This window comes from Halomonas korlensis, from assembly GCF_900116705.1.
Classification (GTDB): domain Bacteria; phylum Pseudomonadota; class Gammaproteobacteria; order Pseudomonadales; family Halomonadaceae; genus Halomonas; species Halomonas korlensis.
The window spans coordinates 56,865-70,837 of record NZ_FPBP01000004.1 but is presented as its reverse complement, the minus strand read 5'-3'; the positions used below and the strand labels follow the sequence as shown (position 1 = coordinate 70,837).

At 65.0% G+C, this 13,973-nt stretch carries 12 protein-coding genes; 10 read left to right on the top strand and 2 right to left on the bottom strand.

Features of this window, described 5'->3' with window-relative positions; all coding sequences use genetic code 11:
* Nucleotides 1-18 precede the first annotated feature (18 nt).
* Complete coding sequence (locus BM341_RS07005; protein ID WP_089794339.1) at nt 19-573, top strand: cytochrome b; 555 nt, start codon at nt 19-21, stop codon at nt 571-573.
* Between the two features lie 61 nt (nt 574-634).
* Nucleotides 635-1,192, top strand: coding sequence for a DUF421 domain-containing protein (locus BM341_RS07000; protein WP_089794337.1), 558 nt, complete (start codon nt 635-637; stop codon nt 1,190-1,192).
* A gap of 54 nt (nt 1,193-1,246) precedes the next feature.
* Here BM341_RS07000 and BM341_RS06995 read toward each other — a convergent pair whose 3' ends face one another.
* The gene (locus BM341_RS06995) at nt 1,247-1,420 is read right to left on the bottom strand and encodes a YqaE/Pmp3 family membrane protein (protein ID WP_089794335.1); all 174 of its coding nucleotides are present in this window, start codon (nt 1,418-1,420) and stop codon (nt 1,247-1,249) included.
* Between the two features lie 239 nt (nt 1,421-1,659).
* Between BM341_RS06995 and BM341_RS06990 the strand changes: the two genes are divergently transcribed.
* Both BM341_RS06990 and BM341_RS06985 read left to right on the top strand, forming a co-directional pair.
* Nucleotides 1,660-2,349 carry a transglycosylase SLT domain-containing protein gene (locus tag BM341_RS06990; protein ID WP_245784200.1) on the top strand — a complete coding sequence of 230 codons (690 nt, stop codon included), beginning with the start codon at nt 1,660-1,662 and terminating at the stop codon, nt 2,347-2,349.
* A gap of 148 nt (nt 2,350-2,497) precedes the next feature.
* Nucleotides 2,498-3,355: an ion transporter gene (locus BM341_RS06985; RefSeq protein WP_089794333.1), complete on the top strand. Its 858-nt coding sequence runs from the start codon at nt 2,498-2,500 to the stop codon at nt 3,353-3,355.
* A 9-nt stretch (nt 3,356-3,364) separates the two neighbouring features.
* Here the strand turns inward: BM341_RS06985 and BM341_RS06980 are convergent, their stop codons facing one another.
* Nucleotides 3,365-4,831 (bottom strand): dihydrolipoyl dehydrogenase, encoded by a 1,467-nt coding sequence (locus tag BM341_RS06980; RefSeq protein WP_089794331.1) that lies wholly within the window; start codon nt 4,829-4,831, stop codon nt 3,365-3,367.
* Nucleotides 4,832-5,152: 321 nt separating this feature from the next.
* Between BM341_RS06980 and dbpA the strand changes: the two genes are divergently transcribed.
* The 6 genes from dbpA to BM341_RS06955 all read left to right on the top strand — a co-directional run bounded on the left by dbpA (nt 5,153) and on the right by BM341_RS06955 (nt 13,973).
* Entirely contained in the window at nt 5,153-6,571 is a 1,419-nt protein-coding gene (gene dbpA / locus BM341_RS06975) for an ATP-dependent RNA helicase DbpA (protein ID WP_089794329.1), read from the top strand.
* Nucleotides 6,572-6,634: 63 nt separating this feature from the next.
* The gene (locus BM341_RS06970) at nt 6,635-7,492 is read left to right on the top strand and encodes a PA4780 family RIO1-like protein kinase (protein ID WP_089794327.1); all 858 of its coding nucleotides are present in this window, start codon (nt 6,635-6,637) and stop codon (nt 7,490-7,492) included.
* A gap of 395 nt (nt 7,493-7,887) precedes the next feature.
* Complete coding sequence (gene putA, locus BM341_RS06965) at nt 7,888-11,553, top strand: bifunctional proline dehydrogenase/L-glutamate gamma-semialdehyde dehydrogenase PutA (protein WP_089794325.1); 3,666 nt, start codon at nt 7,888-7,890, stop codon at nt 11,551-11,553.
* A 255-nt stretch (nt 11,554-11,808) separates the two neighbouring features.
* Complete coding sequence (locus BM341_RS19360; RefSeq protein ID WP_217646186.1) at nt 11,809-12,252, top strand: creatininase family protein; 444 nt, start codon at nt 11,809-11,811, stop codon at nt 12,250-12,252.
* Between the two features lie 23 nt (nt 12,253-12,275).
* On the top strand, nt 12,276-12,581 hold the full coding sequence (locus BM341_RS19355; RefSeq protein ID WP_217646185.1) for a hypothetical protein: 306 nt from the start codon (nt 12,276-12,278) through the stop codon (nt 12,579-12,581).
* Between the two features lie 294 nt (nt 12,582-12,875).
* On the top strand, nt 12,876-13,973 hold the full coding sequence (locus BM341_RS06955) for an efflux RND transporter periplasmic adaptor subunit (protein WP_089794323.1): 1,098 nt from the start codon (nt 12,876-12,878) through the stop codon (nt 13,971-13,973).

Sequence of the window (13,973 nt, the reverse complement as noted above, 5' to 3'; positions counted from 1 at the left end):
CCTTCAAGGGAGAAGGATATGAACGATTCGGATCGCTATGCCTATCCCCATCGTGTGCTCCACTGGCTAGTAGCCGGCGTACTGCTGTTCTCCTTGCCGACCGGGCTCACGCTGGGGTTTCTGGGCTTCGAGGGCGCTGTCGATAGCTTCGGCAATGCCTTGACTAACCTCCTCTACACCTCGCACAAGACCCTCGGCGTGATGATGCTGGGGCTGATGATCGCGCGCGTGGTGACGCGCATGATGTACGTGGTGCCCCTGCACGAGCCGCCGCTCTCGCCCTTTCAACGGGTGGTGAGTACCAGCGTTCACCACTTGCTGTACCTGGCGCTGCTGATCCAGCCGGTCCTTGGCTGGCTGGCCACCGCGAGCGGTGATTTTCCCGTGGAGTTCTTCCATTGGCATCTTCCCGGGCTCGTCGGCAAGAACACCGAGCTTTCCGAGCAGCTGTTCATGTGGCACGGCTGGCTGGGCTGGACGATTCTCGGCCTGGTGACGCTGCATATTGCCGGTGCGCTGTTTCACTGGCTCTACAAGCAAGACGGCGTCATGAAACGCATGAGCCTGTTTTAGGCCGGTCGACGGCTGGGTATCGCCTGGCCATCGTTACGGCCATGGATAATACGAGGTATGCATGGAACCAATGTTCTTCGATGGCTGGGCCAGTCTCGTTCGGACGTGCATCGTCGGCGTGATGGCCTACTGTTTCCTGGTAATTTCCCTGCGGGTCTCGGGCAAGCGAACGCTGGCGAAGATGAACGCCTTCGACTGGGTGGTCACCGTGGCACTTGGTTCGACCCTGGCGACCATCCTGCTTAGCAAGGACGTGACGCTGGCCCAGGGAGCACTGGCGCTGTCGCTGCTCATCGGCATGCAGTTTGCGGTTACCTGGTCAGGCGTGCGTGTCGACTGGGTTCGCAGTGTGGTATCGGGGGAGCCCGCGTTACTGGTGTATCGCGGCGAGTTCCTGCATGCCGCGCTGCTCAAGGAGCGCGTCAACGAGGACGATGTCTTTGCGGCGGTACGCAGTGCGGGGGTACGAGGGCTGGGTGAGGTGGAGGCCGTGGTGCTGGAAACGGATGGCTCGTTCAGCGTGTTGCCACTGGGCGGGGAGCGCTCAGGGAAGTCGAGCATCGAAAAGCTCCGCCTGGCAGGGCAGGCGGATAACTCCGAGCATGGCCCCAACGAGTGACAGCATCACCCGTTGCAGGGCGTGCCTCTCTTGACGCTAGTGCTTATCCTTACGCTAGTGCTTAAGAATCACATAGAACGCGTGGATGATGCCCGGGATGAAGCCAAAAAGCGTCAACAGGATATTCAACCAGAAGTGTCCCTTGAGGCCGACCTCAAGAAATACCCCGACCGGCGGTAACAACACGGCAAAAATCATCTTGATGGGGTCTGTAGCAGTAAATGCCATGGTGGCTCCTCTAAAATGACTTGTAATGAGTTTCACTAGTCTAGGCCATATTCACGTACTGTCTGTGCGTTTTCCAACCCTCTTAAACTGTCCTTTTCGGTATTCCTTTCTGTTCTGCCAGTCCCTTGCCCTGTCGTTGGCGCAGGGTCGTCATACTTGAGGGGGGAACCCTGTATCATCCTATTTCAGCAATGCCAGACACGATAACGTCAAAATGGCACTCTGGACGGGAGAGCAGGATGCGACAGACCATCGACTATGAAGGCGGCATGCGAGGGAGTAGAGGTTGGCTGCGCCAGGCAGGGCAGTGGGCGCTGATCGGCGGGCTCGGCCTGGTGAGCACCGGGTGCGCCATGCTGGCGCCGTCGCCACCCCAGGATCAGAGTAACGTCTGCGAGATCTTTCGCGAGCAGCCGGCCTGGTACGACTACGCCCGCGATTCTCAGAAAGAATGGGGCACGCCCATCGCCACGCAGATGGCGTTCATCCAGCAAGAGTCGGCCTTTCGCAGCCATGTTCGCCCGCCGAGAACGCGCATCCTGTGGATCATTCCCGGCCCCCGGCCTTCCTCGGCACATGGCTATGCCCAGGCCCAGGATCCGGTATGGGGAGAGTATGAAGATGATGCCGGTGGCGTCTTCGCCCGGCGCACCCACATGAAGCATGCCACCGATTTCATCGGTTGGTACAACGCGCGCACGCATCGACAATTGGGGATTTCCCTGCATAACCCCGAACATCTCTACCTGGCGTACCACGAGGGTGCCGGCGGCTATCAGCGCGGCACTTTCAGGAGCAAGCCCCAGGTGATGCGTACCGCCCGCCAGGTGCGTTCCCGGGCCAGCCGCTATCAAGCGCAGCTGGCCTCTTGCGAGGCCGAGTTTCGTTGCCGGCGCTTCTATGAGGTCTGGCCGTTCTGTCGTGGGTGAGGCCTGTCGCGAATGACGACCCGTTTCAGGCATCTGCCATACTGGCTTTGTTGCCCTGTGCTCTTTTTTCATAACGTCTGACACAGCGTCTTGCACAATGTCTGGCGCAGAGTGTGTCGCAACGCGGGGTGGCCAGCAAGGAGGCGTGATGCGTACCGATGACACCGGCGGCCGGCAGGACCCGAAAGCCCTGAAAGACCCTCCGGCGCCCGTCAAGGAGGCGCTGGAACAAGAGCGCCATGAGCTCCTGCAACGCCTGGAGAACTGGCTCGAAGTGCCGATGCTGATCCTCGCCTTCGTGTGGCTGGCATTGCTGGTCGGGGAGCTGGTCTGGGGCGAAAGCCTGTCGTTCGAGGTCATCGGAACGCTTATCTGGGGCGTATTCATCTTCAACTTCGGGGTGGAGCTGCTGCTCGCGCCCCGCAAGCGGGCCTACCTCAAGCGCAACTGGCTGACCGTGATTTCGCTGCTGGTACCGGCGCTGCGGATCTTTCGGGTCTTTCGCGTGGTCCGGCTGTTGCGGGTGGCGCGCGTGGGGCGCGGGTTGCGTCTGTTTCGCGTCGTCAGTTCGCTGAACCGCGGTATGCGCGCCCTGGGCGCGAGCCTGCAGCGCCGCGGCTTCGGCTATGTGCTGGCCCTCACGGTGCTGGTCGCGTTCGCCGGTGCGGCCGGGATGTTCGCCTTCGAGAACGACGTGCCCGAGGGGCTGGACACGTACGGCGAGGCGCTGTGGTGGACCGGCATGATCATGACCACCATGGGGTCGCAGTATTGGCCGGTGACCTTCGAGGGCCGCGTGCTGTGTGTCTTTCTCTCGCTGTATGCTTTTGGCGTCTTCGGCTACGTGACGGCGACACTCGCGACCTTCTTCGTCGGCCGCGATGCCGAGAGTGACGAGGCCGAGGTGGCGGGTGCTCGGGAGTTGGCCGCCCTGCATCGTGAGCTGAGCGCACTGCGCGAAGATATCCAAGGCCTGGCACCCCGCCGGCCACCGGATGATCGCTGACCCCAGCCGTCAATCGCCGGGGCCAAATTCCATGCAGCGTTCGGTGATCGGTGGTCCCTGCTTGAGACGGGTATTGAGATCACGGAGGGCGCTGCGCAACCCCTCCTCGATCACCGGATGGTAGAAGGGCATCTCGAGCATCCGGCTGACATTCATGCGCTGTTCGAGCGACCAGGCCAGCAGGTGCGCCATATGTTCGATGCGCGGACCGAACAGCTCGGCGCCCAGGAACTGGCCCGAGCCATACTCGGCGTAGAGTCGGATCAGGCCGCGATTCTGGCGAATCACCACGGCGCGGCCCTGATCCTCGAAGCAGGCCTCGCCGGTGGCGATGGCGTCGCAGCCGCCATGGCGCTCTTCCAGCTCGGTGCGGCTGGCGCCTATCGTGGCCATTTGCGGGTCGGTAAAGATGATGGCGAGCGCCACGTTGCGCTTGCCGACGCGCACGTCCGGGAAGCGCCCGGCGTTGTTGCCGGCGATGCCCCCCTGGGTGATGGCTTCGTGCAGCAGCGGCAGCTGCTGGCTGGCGTCGCCGGCAATGAACACGTGGCTGGGGCTGTCGTCGGCGTTGCGGCATTGCAGGGTGAAGCGATTGACGTGCGGCACCCCCTTGTCATCAAGCGCCAGGCCTGCCTGGCCGAGGTCGAGCGAGTCGATATTGGGCTGGCGTCCGGTGGCGGCGAGCAGGTAGGTAAAATGCTCGGTCAGGCACTGGCCGGAATAGCGCTCGATAAAGCGAATCGCCACCTCGTCGCCCTCGCGCTCAATGCTTTCCACTTTGGCGTCGGGGTCGACGTAACTTTCCTCATTGAGGGTGCGGTCGGCGTAGCGGCGCAAGGCCTCTTCCTTGAACGGGCCAATGGAGCCGCCGACGCCGAACATGCGGACCCGCACGCCCAGGCGATCAAGCGCCTGGCCGAGTTCCAGGCCGAGCACGCCGGTGCCGAATACCGCCACCGAGGTCGGCAGGTCGTCCCAGTCGAACACGTCATCGTTGACGACCAGTCGGTCCCCCGCGCCCGCAAAGGCATCGGGCCAGCTGGGACGCGACCCTGTGGCGATGACGATGGTGCGTGCCTCGAGCCGGGTGTGGTCGCCGACGAGCAGGGTATGGGAGTCGACGAAGCGGGCGTGGCCCTGCAGCCGGCCGGCGCCATCGATACGGCGCATCGATGCCATGACGCCATCGACAAAGCGGTCGCGCTCGTGCTTGAGGCGCGTCATGACGGCGCGCCCGTCGATGGCCACGTTGTCGACCCGGACCCCGAAACCGCCGGCCTCGCGGGCCTGGTGGGCGGCCTCGGCGGCGGCGATCAATAGCTTCGAGGGCATGCAGCCGACCCGGGCGCATGTCGTGCCGTACTCGCCACCCTCGATCAGCACCACGCTGTCGCTGTATTGCCGCGCCTTATGCCAGGCGCTCAATCCCGCGCTGCCGGCACCGATGATGGCGATATCGACCTTGCGTTCCTGCATGACAGCCTCCTTCCCTGTGACGACAACTGGTGGGGGCTGGCCCGACCCGGCGGGCAGGCCCCCTCCTGTAGGGCCAGTATGGCACTCAATCCTCCGGATCGAGATATGCAAGTCCGGCACGCGCACGGTAAAGTGCGCCAAGGCTTCACCGGGGCGTCAGCACCGCTGATACGGCACGCGTGAGGCATTTCTGCTATGCTGGTCGGCTTTCACTCGATCTGACGACGCTTGCTCGTCGCTCTTTCGTTTACCCCCGACGCTCACTGTCTGCCGTACGTCTTTTGCGGTGCGCATCTTAAGGTTTCTTCAAGGTCCCTACCCGTGCCCCATGCTTCATCCGGAACCGATGCTTCCGACGCCGGTACCTTCGCCACGCTGCCGCTGGCGCCGGAACTGCTGACCAACCTCGACTCGCTCGGCTACCGCATTATGACGCCGATCCAGGCCGAGAGCCTGCCGCTGCTGCTTTCAGGCCGCGACGTGATCGCCCAGGCGAAGACCGGTTCGGGCAAGACCGCGGCCTTCGGCCTGGGGCTGCTGTCGCGGCTTACCCTGGCAAGCCCCCGCGTGCAGGCGCTGGTGCTCTGCCCGACCCGCGAGCTGGCCGACCAGGTGGCCGGCGAGATCCGCCGCCTGGCGCGCAGCCTGCCCAACGTCAAGGTGCTGACGCTGTGTGGCGGCGCGCCCCTGGGACCGCAGCTAGGCTCGCTTGAGCATGGCGCGCATATCGTCGTCGGCACGCCCGGCCGCGTCGAGGAGCATCTGCGCAAGGGCTCGCTGACATTGGATGTCCTCACGGTCCTGGTGCTGGACGAAGCCGACCGCATGCTCGACATGGGCTTCCAGGCGTCAATGGAAGCGATCATCGCCGAGACGCCGGCGCGTCGGCAGACCCTGCTGTTCAGTGCCACCTATACCGAGGGCATTCGCCCGATCGCCGAAGGCGTGATGCGCGACCCCGCGACGGTCACGGTCGAAGAGACTCACGACGCGAGCAGCATTCGCCAGCATTTCTATCGGGTGGCAGACGATGCAGGCCGCTTCGCGGCACTGCAGCGTCTGTTGTTGCACTTCCAGCCGGTCTCAAGCGTGGTGTTCTGCAACACCAAGCGCGAGACCGACGAGGTCGCCGAGGCGTTGAACGCCGCCGGCTTCAGCGCCCTGGCGCTGCATGGCGATCTAGAACAGCGCGACCGCGACCGCTTGTTGATCCTCTTCGCCAATCGCAGCGCCTCGATCCTGGTGGCGACCGACGTGGCCTCGCGCGGGCTGGATATCGACGCCCTGGATGCGGTCTTCAATTATCGCCTCGCCCGCGAGCTTGAGGTGCACGTGCACCGCGTCGGTCGCACCGGCCGGGCCGGCGGCTACGGCGTGGCCGCCACCCTGGTCAGCGAGCAGGACGACTACCGCCTGGCGCGGCTTGCCGAGCTGCTCGGCGAGTCGCTGGAACCCGAGCCGCTGCCGCCGCGCAGCGTTCTCCAGCGCGAGCCGCCGACCCCGGCCATGGCGACGCTGCAGCTGGGCGGGGGCAAGCAGCAGAAGTTGCGCCCCGGTGATATCCTCGGCGCCTTGACCGGCGACGCCGGGCTGCGTGGCGACCAGGTGGGCAAGATCAAGGTGCTCGCCAGCATCGCCTACGTGGCCGTGCAGCGCGAGGTGGCAGGTGTCGCGCTGGAACGGCTGGGCGCGGGCAAGTTGAAAGGGCGCTCGTTTCGCGTCAGGCGAGTCGGTCGCTGATATCGGATAATGTGAGACGCCCGCGGGATACCGAGCCGGGCAGTTTTATGCCAACGTGGTGATATGAAGATACCCAAGAGATTACAACCGCTGGTCGACGACGGCCTGATCGATGAAGTCGAGAGCCAGCTGATGAGCGGCAAGGAAGCGCAGGTTTACGTGGTGCGCTCGGGCGGCGAGCGACGCTGCGCCAAGGTCTTCAAGGAGGCCAAGCAGCGCAGCTTCAAGCAGGCGGTCCAGTACCAGGAGGGTCGCAAGGAGCGCAACAGTCGCCGCTCGCGGGCCATGGCCAAGAAGACGCGCTACGGCCAGAAGGAGCAGGAGCAGGCCTGGCTGAATTCAGAGGTCGATGCGCTGTATCGGCTGGCCGCGGCGGACGTGCGCGTGCCCAAGCCCTTCGGCTTCGTCGATGGCGTGCTGCTGATGGAGATCATCATGGACGCCGAGGGCATGACCGCCCCGCGGCTGGATGACGTGACCCTGACCGCCGAGCAGGCCCGAACCTACTACGACAAGGTGATCGGCGATGTGGTGCGCATGCTGTGTGCCGGCCTGATCCACGGCGACCTCTCCGAGTTCAACGTGCTGCTCGCCGAGGAAGGTCCGGTGATCATCGACCTGCCCCAGGCGGTGGACGCCGCCGGCAACAACAGCGCCGAGCGGATGTTCGAGCGCGACGTCGACAACATGCGCCGCTACTTCGGCCGCTTCGCCCCGGAGCTCCTGAACACCGACTTCGGCAAGGAGATCTGGTCGCTCTATGAAGCCGGCGAGCTCTATCCGGATACCCAGCTGACCGGCTGCTTCGAGCATGACAACACCCCGGCCGACGTCGACGAGCTGATGATGGTCATCGAGTACGCCCAGGAAGAGGAAGAAGAGCGTCTGGCCGCAGCGCAGGCCCGCGAAGAGGACGACTGAGTCGCCAAGCGGCAGGAAAATCGAGGCCTACGCCGCCTCCCCCCTAAATAAAGAGCCACTAATCGTTCGGTGCCCAACAGAGACGTAGATGCAGCATCGTTGAAATGAAGTTGACCTGAGGTTCGAGTCCCAGCGAGCGCTCCAGACACTACGCGACCCAGGCACTACACTGAGAGGCTACGTCTGTTAATCGGACACGAGGCCGACAACGAGGTCATGCTGTTCCAGGGCACAGGCAGCGCCACCGAGGTCCTCGATGCCGCCATCTTGGCGCTGGAGACGCTGGGTTCCACTCGAGGGCAGACACCCAAGCGACTTAATAGCCTTTCAACAACAACGACAACATCCGGCTGGCGCATCGACGCTGTGTGTCGGGTAGCAAGGAGAGACCGACCATGAACGAAGCAAACCTTCATCTGCAGGATGACGTGAGCGAGCTTCGCTCGCGCATCCGTGCCAATTACGCCGCCGCCGAGGCGGACGTGCTGCACGAGCTTGTCGGACAGATCAAGCTGTCGGAGGACGACCGCCGCAAGGTGGCCGCCGTCGGCGCGAACTATGTGGATCGTGTGCGCAAGGAAAGGTCGCCCTCGATGATGGAGGCGTTCCTGGCCGAGTACGGGCTCTCGACCGCCGAGGGCGTTGGCCTCATGTGCCTGGCAGAAGCGCTGCTGCGCGTGCCCGATGCCGAAACCATCGACGATCTTATCCACGACAAGATCGAGCCGTCCGACTGGGGCGCGCATTTGGGCAAGTCATCGTCGTCGATGGTCAACGCCTCGACCTGGGCGCTGATGCTGACCGGCAAGGTGCTGGACGACGACCCAAAGGGCCCGGCGCGGGCACTCCGCGGCCTGGTGCGCCGCATGGGTGAACCGGTGGTGCGCACCGCGGTCGGCCGGTCGATGAAGATCCTCGGACGCCAGTTCGTGCTCGGCCAGACCATCGAGGAGGGTATGAAGAATGCCCGCGAGCTCGAGAAGCAGGGTTATACCTACTCCTACGACATGCTGGGCGAGGCGGCGCGTACCGACGAGGACGCCGTTCGTTATCACGAAGCCTACGCCAAGGCGATCACCGCGATCGCCAAGCAGGCCAAGGGCGATGTGCGCGGAAGCCCCGGCATCTCGGTGAAGCTCTCAGCACTGCACCCACGCTATGAATACAGCCACCGCGACACGGTGATGAATGAGCTCGTGCCGCGAGCAAAGGAGCTGGTGCAGCAGGCGGCCAGGGCCAACATCGGCTTCAATATCGATGCCGAGGAACAGGACCGGCTGGACCTGTCGCTCGACGTCATCGAGGCGCTGATGTCCGATCCTAGCCTCGCTGGATGGGATGGCTTCGGGGTCGTGGTGCAGGCCTACGGACGCCGCGCTGCGCCAATGATCGAGACACTCTACGAGCTCGCCGAGCGGTTCGACCGCAGGATCATGGTGCGGCTGGTCAAGGGCGCCTACTGGGATACCGAGATCAAGCTGTCGCAGGAGATGGGCGTCGAGACCTTCCCGGTCTTCACCCGCAAGGTCAATACCGACGTCAGTTACATGGCCTGCGCCCAGATGCTGCTCGACCGGCGTGACCGCATCTACCCCCAGTTCGCGACCCACAACGCCCATACCTGTGCCGCCGTGGTGGCCATGGCGGGCGACGACAAGGACAGCTACGAGTTCCAGCGTCTGCATGGCATGGGCGAATCATTGCACCACATCGTCAAGCAGTCGGAAGGCACGCACTGCCGCATCTACGCGCCGGTCGGCGCGCACCGCGACCTGCTGGCCTACCTGGTTCGTCGTCTGCTCGAGAACGGGGCGAACTCCTCGTTCGTGAACCAGGTGGTGGATACATCGATTCCCACCAGCGAGGTCGCACGCGACCCGGTGGCCGAGATGCTGCGTCTGGGCGACGCCATTCCCAGCCCATCGATCCGCCAGCCGGGCGAGCTCTTCGCCCCCGAGCGCAAGAACTCGCGGGGCTACCGGATCAACGAACCTGCCTCGATCCTGCCGTTGTTGGCTGCGCGCGAGGAATTCGCCGACACTACCTGGACCGCCGGGCCCATGCTGGCCGGGAACCCGGCTCCCCAGGGGCCGGCCCGCGATGCCATGTCGCCCGCCGACGGCTCGCGCCTGGTCGGCCAGGTGCACGAGGCCACCGCGGATGAGGTGTCGGCCGCGCTCGACGCCGCCAAGGAAGGCTTTCGCGACTGGTCGGCGCGTCCGGTGGCGGAACGGGCCGAGGTGCTGCGCCGCACCGCCGATCTCTACGAGAAACACATCGCCGAGCTGACCGTGATCACGACGCGCGAGGCCGGCAAGATGATGTTCGATGGCATCGCCGAGGTGCGCGAGGCGGTGGATTTCCTGCGCTACTACGCCAATGAGGGCGAGCGGCTGGAGGCTGAAGAGCCCGGCAGCGCCCGCGGCATCTTCGTCTGCATCAGCCCATGGAACTTTCCGCTGGCCATCTTCACCGGCCAGATCGCAGCGGCCTTGGCAGCCGGCAATGCGGTGCTCGCCAAGCCTGCCGAGCAGACGCCCTTGATCGCCGCGCGGGCCGTCGAGTTGATGCGCGAGGCCGGCCTGCCCGAGGCGGCGCTGCAGCTGCTGCCCGGTGATGGCCCGACGGTGGGCGGGCCGCTCACCAGTGATCCGCGCATTGCCGGTGTTTGTTTCACCGGCTCGACGCCGGTGGCGCAGATCATCCACAAGGCCCTGGCGCAGAATGCGGGGCCGGATGCGGTGCTGATCGCCGAAACCGGCGGACTCAATTCCATGATCGTGGACTCCACGGCGCTGACCGAACAGGCGGTGCGCGACATCCTGATCTCCTCCTTCCAGTCAGCCGGCCAGCGCTGCTCGGCGCTGCGGATGCTCTATGTCCAGGAAGAGGCGCGCGAGCGGCTGCTCCATATGCTCGATGGGGCGATGGACGCGCTCACCATCGGCGATCCCTGGAATACCGACACCGACGTCTCGCCGGTGATCGATGCCGACGCCCAGGCCGAAATCAGCGCCTATGTGGCGGCGCATAAGAAGGCCGGCAAGGTACTGAAGACGCTGCCCGCGCCGGACGTCGGCACCTTCGTCACCCCGGCCGTGGTCAAGGTAGGGGGCATCGAGGATCTCGAACGCGAGATCTTCGGCCCGGTCCTGCACGTGGCCACCTTCAAGGCACGGGACATCGACAAGGTGGTCGACGCCATCAACGACCGGGGCTACGGACTGACCTTCGGGCTGCATACGCGGATCGATGACCGCGTGCAGCAGATCGTCGAGCGCATCCATGTCGGCAATATCTACGTCAACCGCAACCAGATCGGCGCCATTGTCGGCTCCCAGCCCTTCGGGGGCGAGGGCCTCTCGGGTACGGGGCCCAAAGCCGGCGGCCCGCTCTACGTCAACCGGTTCCGCCGCACCATAGCCGCGGAACGTCACGAGCCGCCAAAGGGGAATGCCGTGACCCTCGGTGATCTCCAGTCGGCCATTGACGGACTGGACGCGCGTAACTGGGCGGCGCGACCCGATCGGGTCGAGGTGCTGCGCAAGGCGCTTTCCGGCAAGGGTGGCGTGATCCGCAAGGCGCTCGCCGAGACCGCGGCGCTGGACATGACACCACAGACGCTGCCGGGGCCGACGGGAGAAAGCAACCGCCTGGCGCTGTATCCGAAGGGTCCGGTGCTCTGTCTCGGGCCGACGCTCGATATCGCCGTGGCCCAGGCAGCGCAAGTCCTCGGCGCGGGCTGTGCGGCGTTGGTCGTCGCGCCAGGCGCGGCGCAGGCCGTACGGCCGCTGATCGATGCCGGGGCGCCCGTCGCCGGACTCGATGGGAGCATCGCGGCCGAGACGCTGAGCGACATCAGAGGCATCGCGGCGGTGGCCGCGGCCGGCGTTAGCGACTGGACTCACGAGCTGCGCGTAGCGCTGGCCAAGCGAGATGGTGCCATCGTGTCGCTCGAGACCCAGACCATTTCGCCGGAACGCTATGTGGTGGAACGTCATCTGTGCATTGACACCACTGCCGCGGGTGGCAATGCCAGCCTGCTGGCGACAGCCGAATGAATAAGAGTGCCGGCCCGAGAGGGCCGGCACTTTTTATGATTGGCTACCCCCACCGCCAGGAGAACAATAATGATGAAAAGCGACCCCCCAACAAGCCCAGCTTAGTTCGAGCCCTGGCTGGCACGTATGGAGCCCTTCCAGCTCAGGCATCTGCCGATCATCGGGGCAATGAACGGTGTGGCCCACCCGTTGGGGCTGCAAGGCAGCTTCGGTAAAGATTCGAGGGACATTGAGAGACAATCGAGGAGTTGTCTAATGAGACTGCAACACGCCACCTGGCAGGAAGTCGACGCCTATCTCCAGCACTCCCGAGGCATCATCCTGCCTATCGGCTCCACCGAACAGCACGGCCCCAACGGCCTGGTCGGCACCGACGCGTTGTGTCCGGAGGCGATTGCCTGGGCGCTGGGCGAACGACACGGCGTGCTGGTGGGGCCGACTCAGAACATTGGCATGGCGCAGCACCATCTGGCCTTTCCCGGCACCCTCAGCTTGCGCCCCAGCACCCTGATCGCGGTGCTGCGCGACACCATCGAGTCGCTGGCTCGCCACGGTTTCACGCAGGTGTTCTTTCTCAACGGCCACGGCGGCAACATCGCCACCATCAAGGCGGCTTTCGCCGAGGTATACAGCGAGCGCAGCTTGCCCAGTCGCCAAAAAAACAAGGCAAGGACAATAACCAGGACCCGAACGAGCTGAGCCTTACCCTGTTCAACTGGTTCATGGGCCGGCGCGGGCGGGAGCTGGCCAGCGAGCTCTATGGCGACGCCGAGGGCTATCATGCCACTGCTTCCGAGGTGTCGCTGGCCTGGCATGCCGCCGGCCTCGAGAAGCAAGTGACCATGACGCGAGGGGTCGCGCCCCACGGCAGTGCCGACTGTACCGCCGACGTGTTTCGCCACCGTTTCCCCGACGGCCGCATGGGCTCGGACCCATCACTTTCGCGTCGTGAACACGGCGCACACTTTCTGGAAGCGGGCGTGGAAGACGCTTGGGAAGCCTATCGCGCCTTCGTTGGCCAGGCCTGAAGGCGCAGTAGTGGCGGTGGGCCCTCCGATGAGCGTCTAGTTGTTGGGTCCCGGCGTTATGGTCATCGAGATCATGTAGAGAGCGGCGGGGCCGAGAAACGCGATGGCTCCCATGCAAACGTCTTCCTGCTAAAGGGGGGTCGGGGCGATTCACTGGATTTGGTAGCATAAACCGCTGTACTTGCTTTTTGTGACCTTCAGCCCGAAGATTTCGACCGCCGCGCGGTGTAGGCCGATTCGCCTGCTCGCTGATCGTTGCGCTACCGCCTGAAACACCGCTCCCAGGAAGGCTCCATGCCCCGTCGTCCCCCCCTGTCGTACCTGCTTGCTGCCGGCCTCTTGCTGGCGCTGTTGCTGTGGCTCGCCCTCGGTGACGTGCAGCAGTTCCAGACTGCCGCACCGTCGGGGACCGAACCGCGCGAAGAAGCCCCCACGCGTGTCGAGGTGCGTCATAGCGAGGCAGCCTCCTTCCAGCCTCGTCTGGTGACCCAGGGCCAGCTCGAGGCCGACCGGGAGCTCGAGCTGCGAAGCCGCCGGGCGGGCCGGGTGGCCGAGCTGCCGGTTGAGCTGGGCGCCGCCGTGGAGGCCGGCGAGGTGCTGGTGCGACTCGCGGCCGATGATCTCCAGGCGCAGCTGGACCGCGCCGAGGCCGACCTGACCCTGGCGCGTGCCGAACTCGAGGGCGCCGAATCGCTTCGCCAGCGCCAGCTGATGTCGCGTCCCGAGTACCTGCGACGGCAGGCGAGTGTCAGCACCGCGGCCGCCGAAGTCGCCGAGCTGCGTACCGCGCAGGACGAGCTGGCACCCGTCGCGCCCTTTGACGGGGTGTTCGACCGGCGGGACGTGGACATCGGCGATGTGATTCAGGTCGGCGAGACCTTTGGTCGCCTGGTGGATGACCGACGCCTGGTCGCCAGTGCCTGGATCGCTCAGGGTGAGGTGGCGGCACTGTCTACCGGCCTGCCCGTCGAGGTGGAGCTGCTCGATGGCTCGCAGTTGACGGGCGAGCTCACCCACATCGCCAGCCGTGCCGATCCCTCGACCCGCACCTTCTACGTCGAGGCCACCCTCGACAATCCTGAGCGCCGCCGGCTGGCCGGTGCCAGCGCCACGCTGATGATCCTGCTCGACGAGCGCGCCGTGCATCGGTTGTCGCCGGCGTTGCTGGTACTCGATGACGAGGGGCAACTGAGCGTGAAGCACCTCGATGAGCAGGATCGCGTGACGGTCTCGAATGTCAGTCTGGTGCAGGCCGATGCCGATGCGGCGCGCGTGGCCGGGTTGCCCGAACGCGTGCGCCTGATCACCCTGGGCGGGGGGCTCGTCGAGGAAGGCGAGCGAGTCACCGCGGTCATGGCCGAGGCCGGCGAGCGGCCGGCGGAGGCTCGCTGA

Coding starts and splice junctions, on each gene's coding strand:
- BM341_RS07000 (WP_089794337.1), top strand. CDS start 635: ATGGAACCAATGTTCTTCGATGGCTGGGCCAGTCTCGTTCGGACGTGC.
- BM341_RS06985 (WP_089794333.1), top strand. CDS start 2,498: ATGCGTACCGATGACACCGGCGGCCGGCAGGACCCGAAAGCCCTGAAA.
- BM341_RS07005 (WP_089794339.1), top strand. CDS start 19: ATGAACGATTCGGATCGCTATGCCTATCCCCATCGTGTGCTCCACTGG.
- BM341_RS19355 (WP_217646185.1), top strand. CDS start 12,276: ATGGGCCGGCGCGGGCGGGAGCTGGCCAGCGAGCTCTATGGCGACGCC.
- BM341_RS06980 (WP_089794331.1), bottom strand. CDS start 4,831: ATGCAGGAACGCAAGGTCGATATCGCCATCATCGGTGCCGGCAGCGCG.
- BM341_RS06990 (WP_245784200.1), top strand. CDS start 1,660: ATGCGACAGACCATCGACTATGAAGGCGGCATGCGAGGGAGTAGAGGT.
- BM341_RS19360 (WP_217646186.1), top strand. CDS start 11,809: ATGAGACTGCAACACGCCACCTGGCAGGAAGTCGACGCCTATCTCCAG.
- putA (WP_089794325.1), top strand. CDS start 7,888: ATGAACGAAGCAAACCTTCATCTGCAGGATGACGTGAGCGAGCTTCGC.
- BM341_RS06955 (WP_089794323.1), top strand. CDS start 12,876: ATGCCCCGTCGTCCCCCCCTGTCGTACCTGCTTGCTGCCGGCCTCTTG.
- BM341_RS06970 (WP_089794327.1), top strand. CDS start 6,635: ATGAAGATACCCAAGAGATTACAACCGCTGGTCGACGACGGCCTGATC.
- BM341_RS06995 (WP_089794335.1), bottom strand. CDS start 1,420: ATGGCATTTACTGCTACAGACCCCATCAAGATGATTTTTGCCGTGTTG.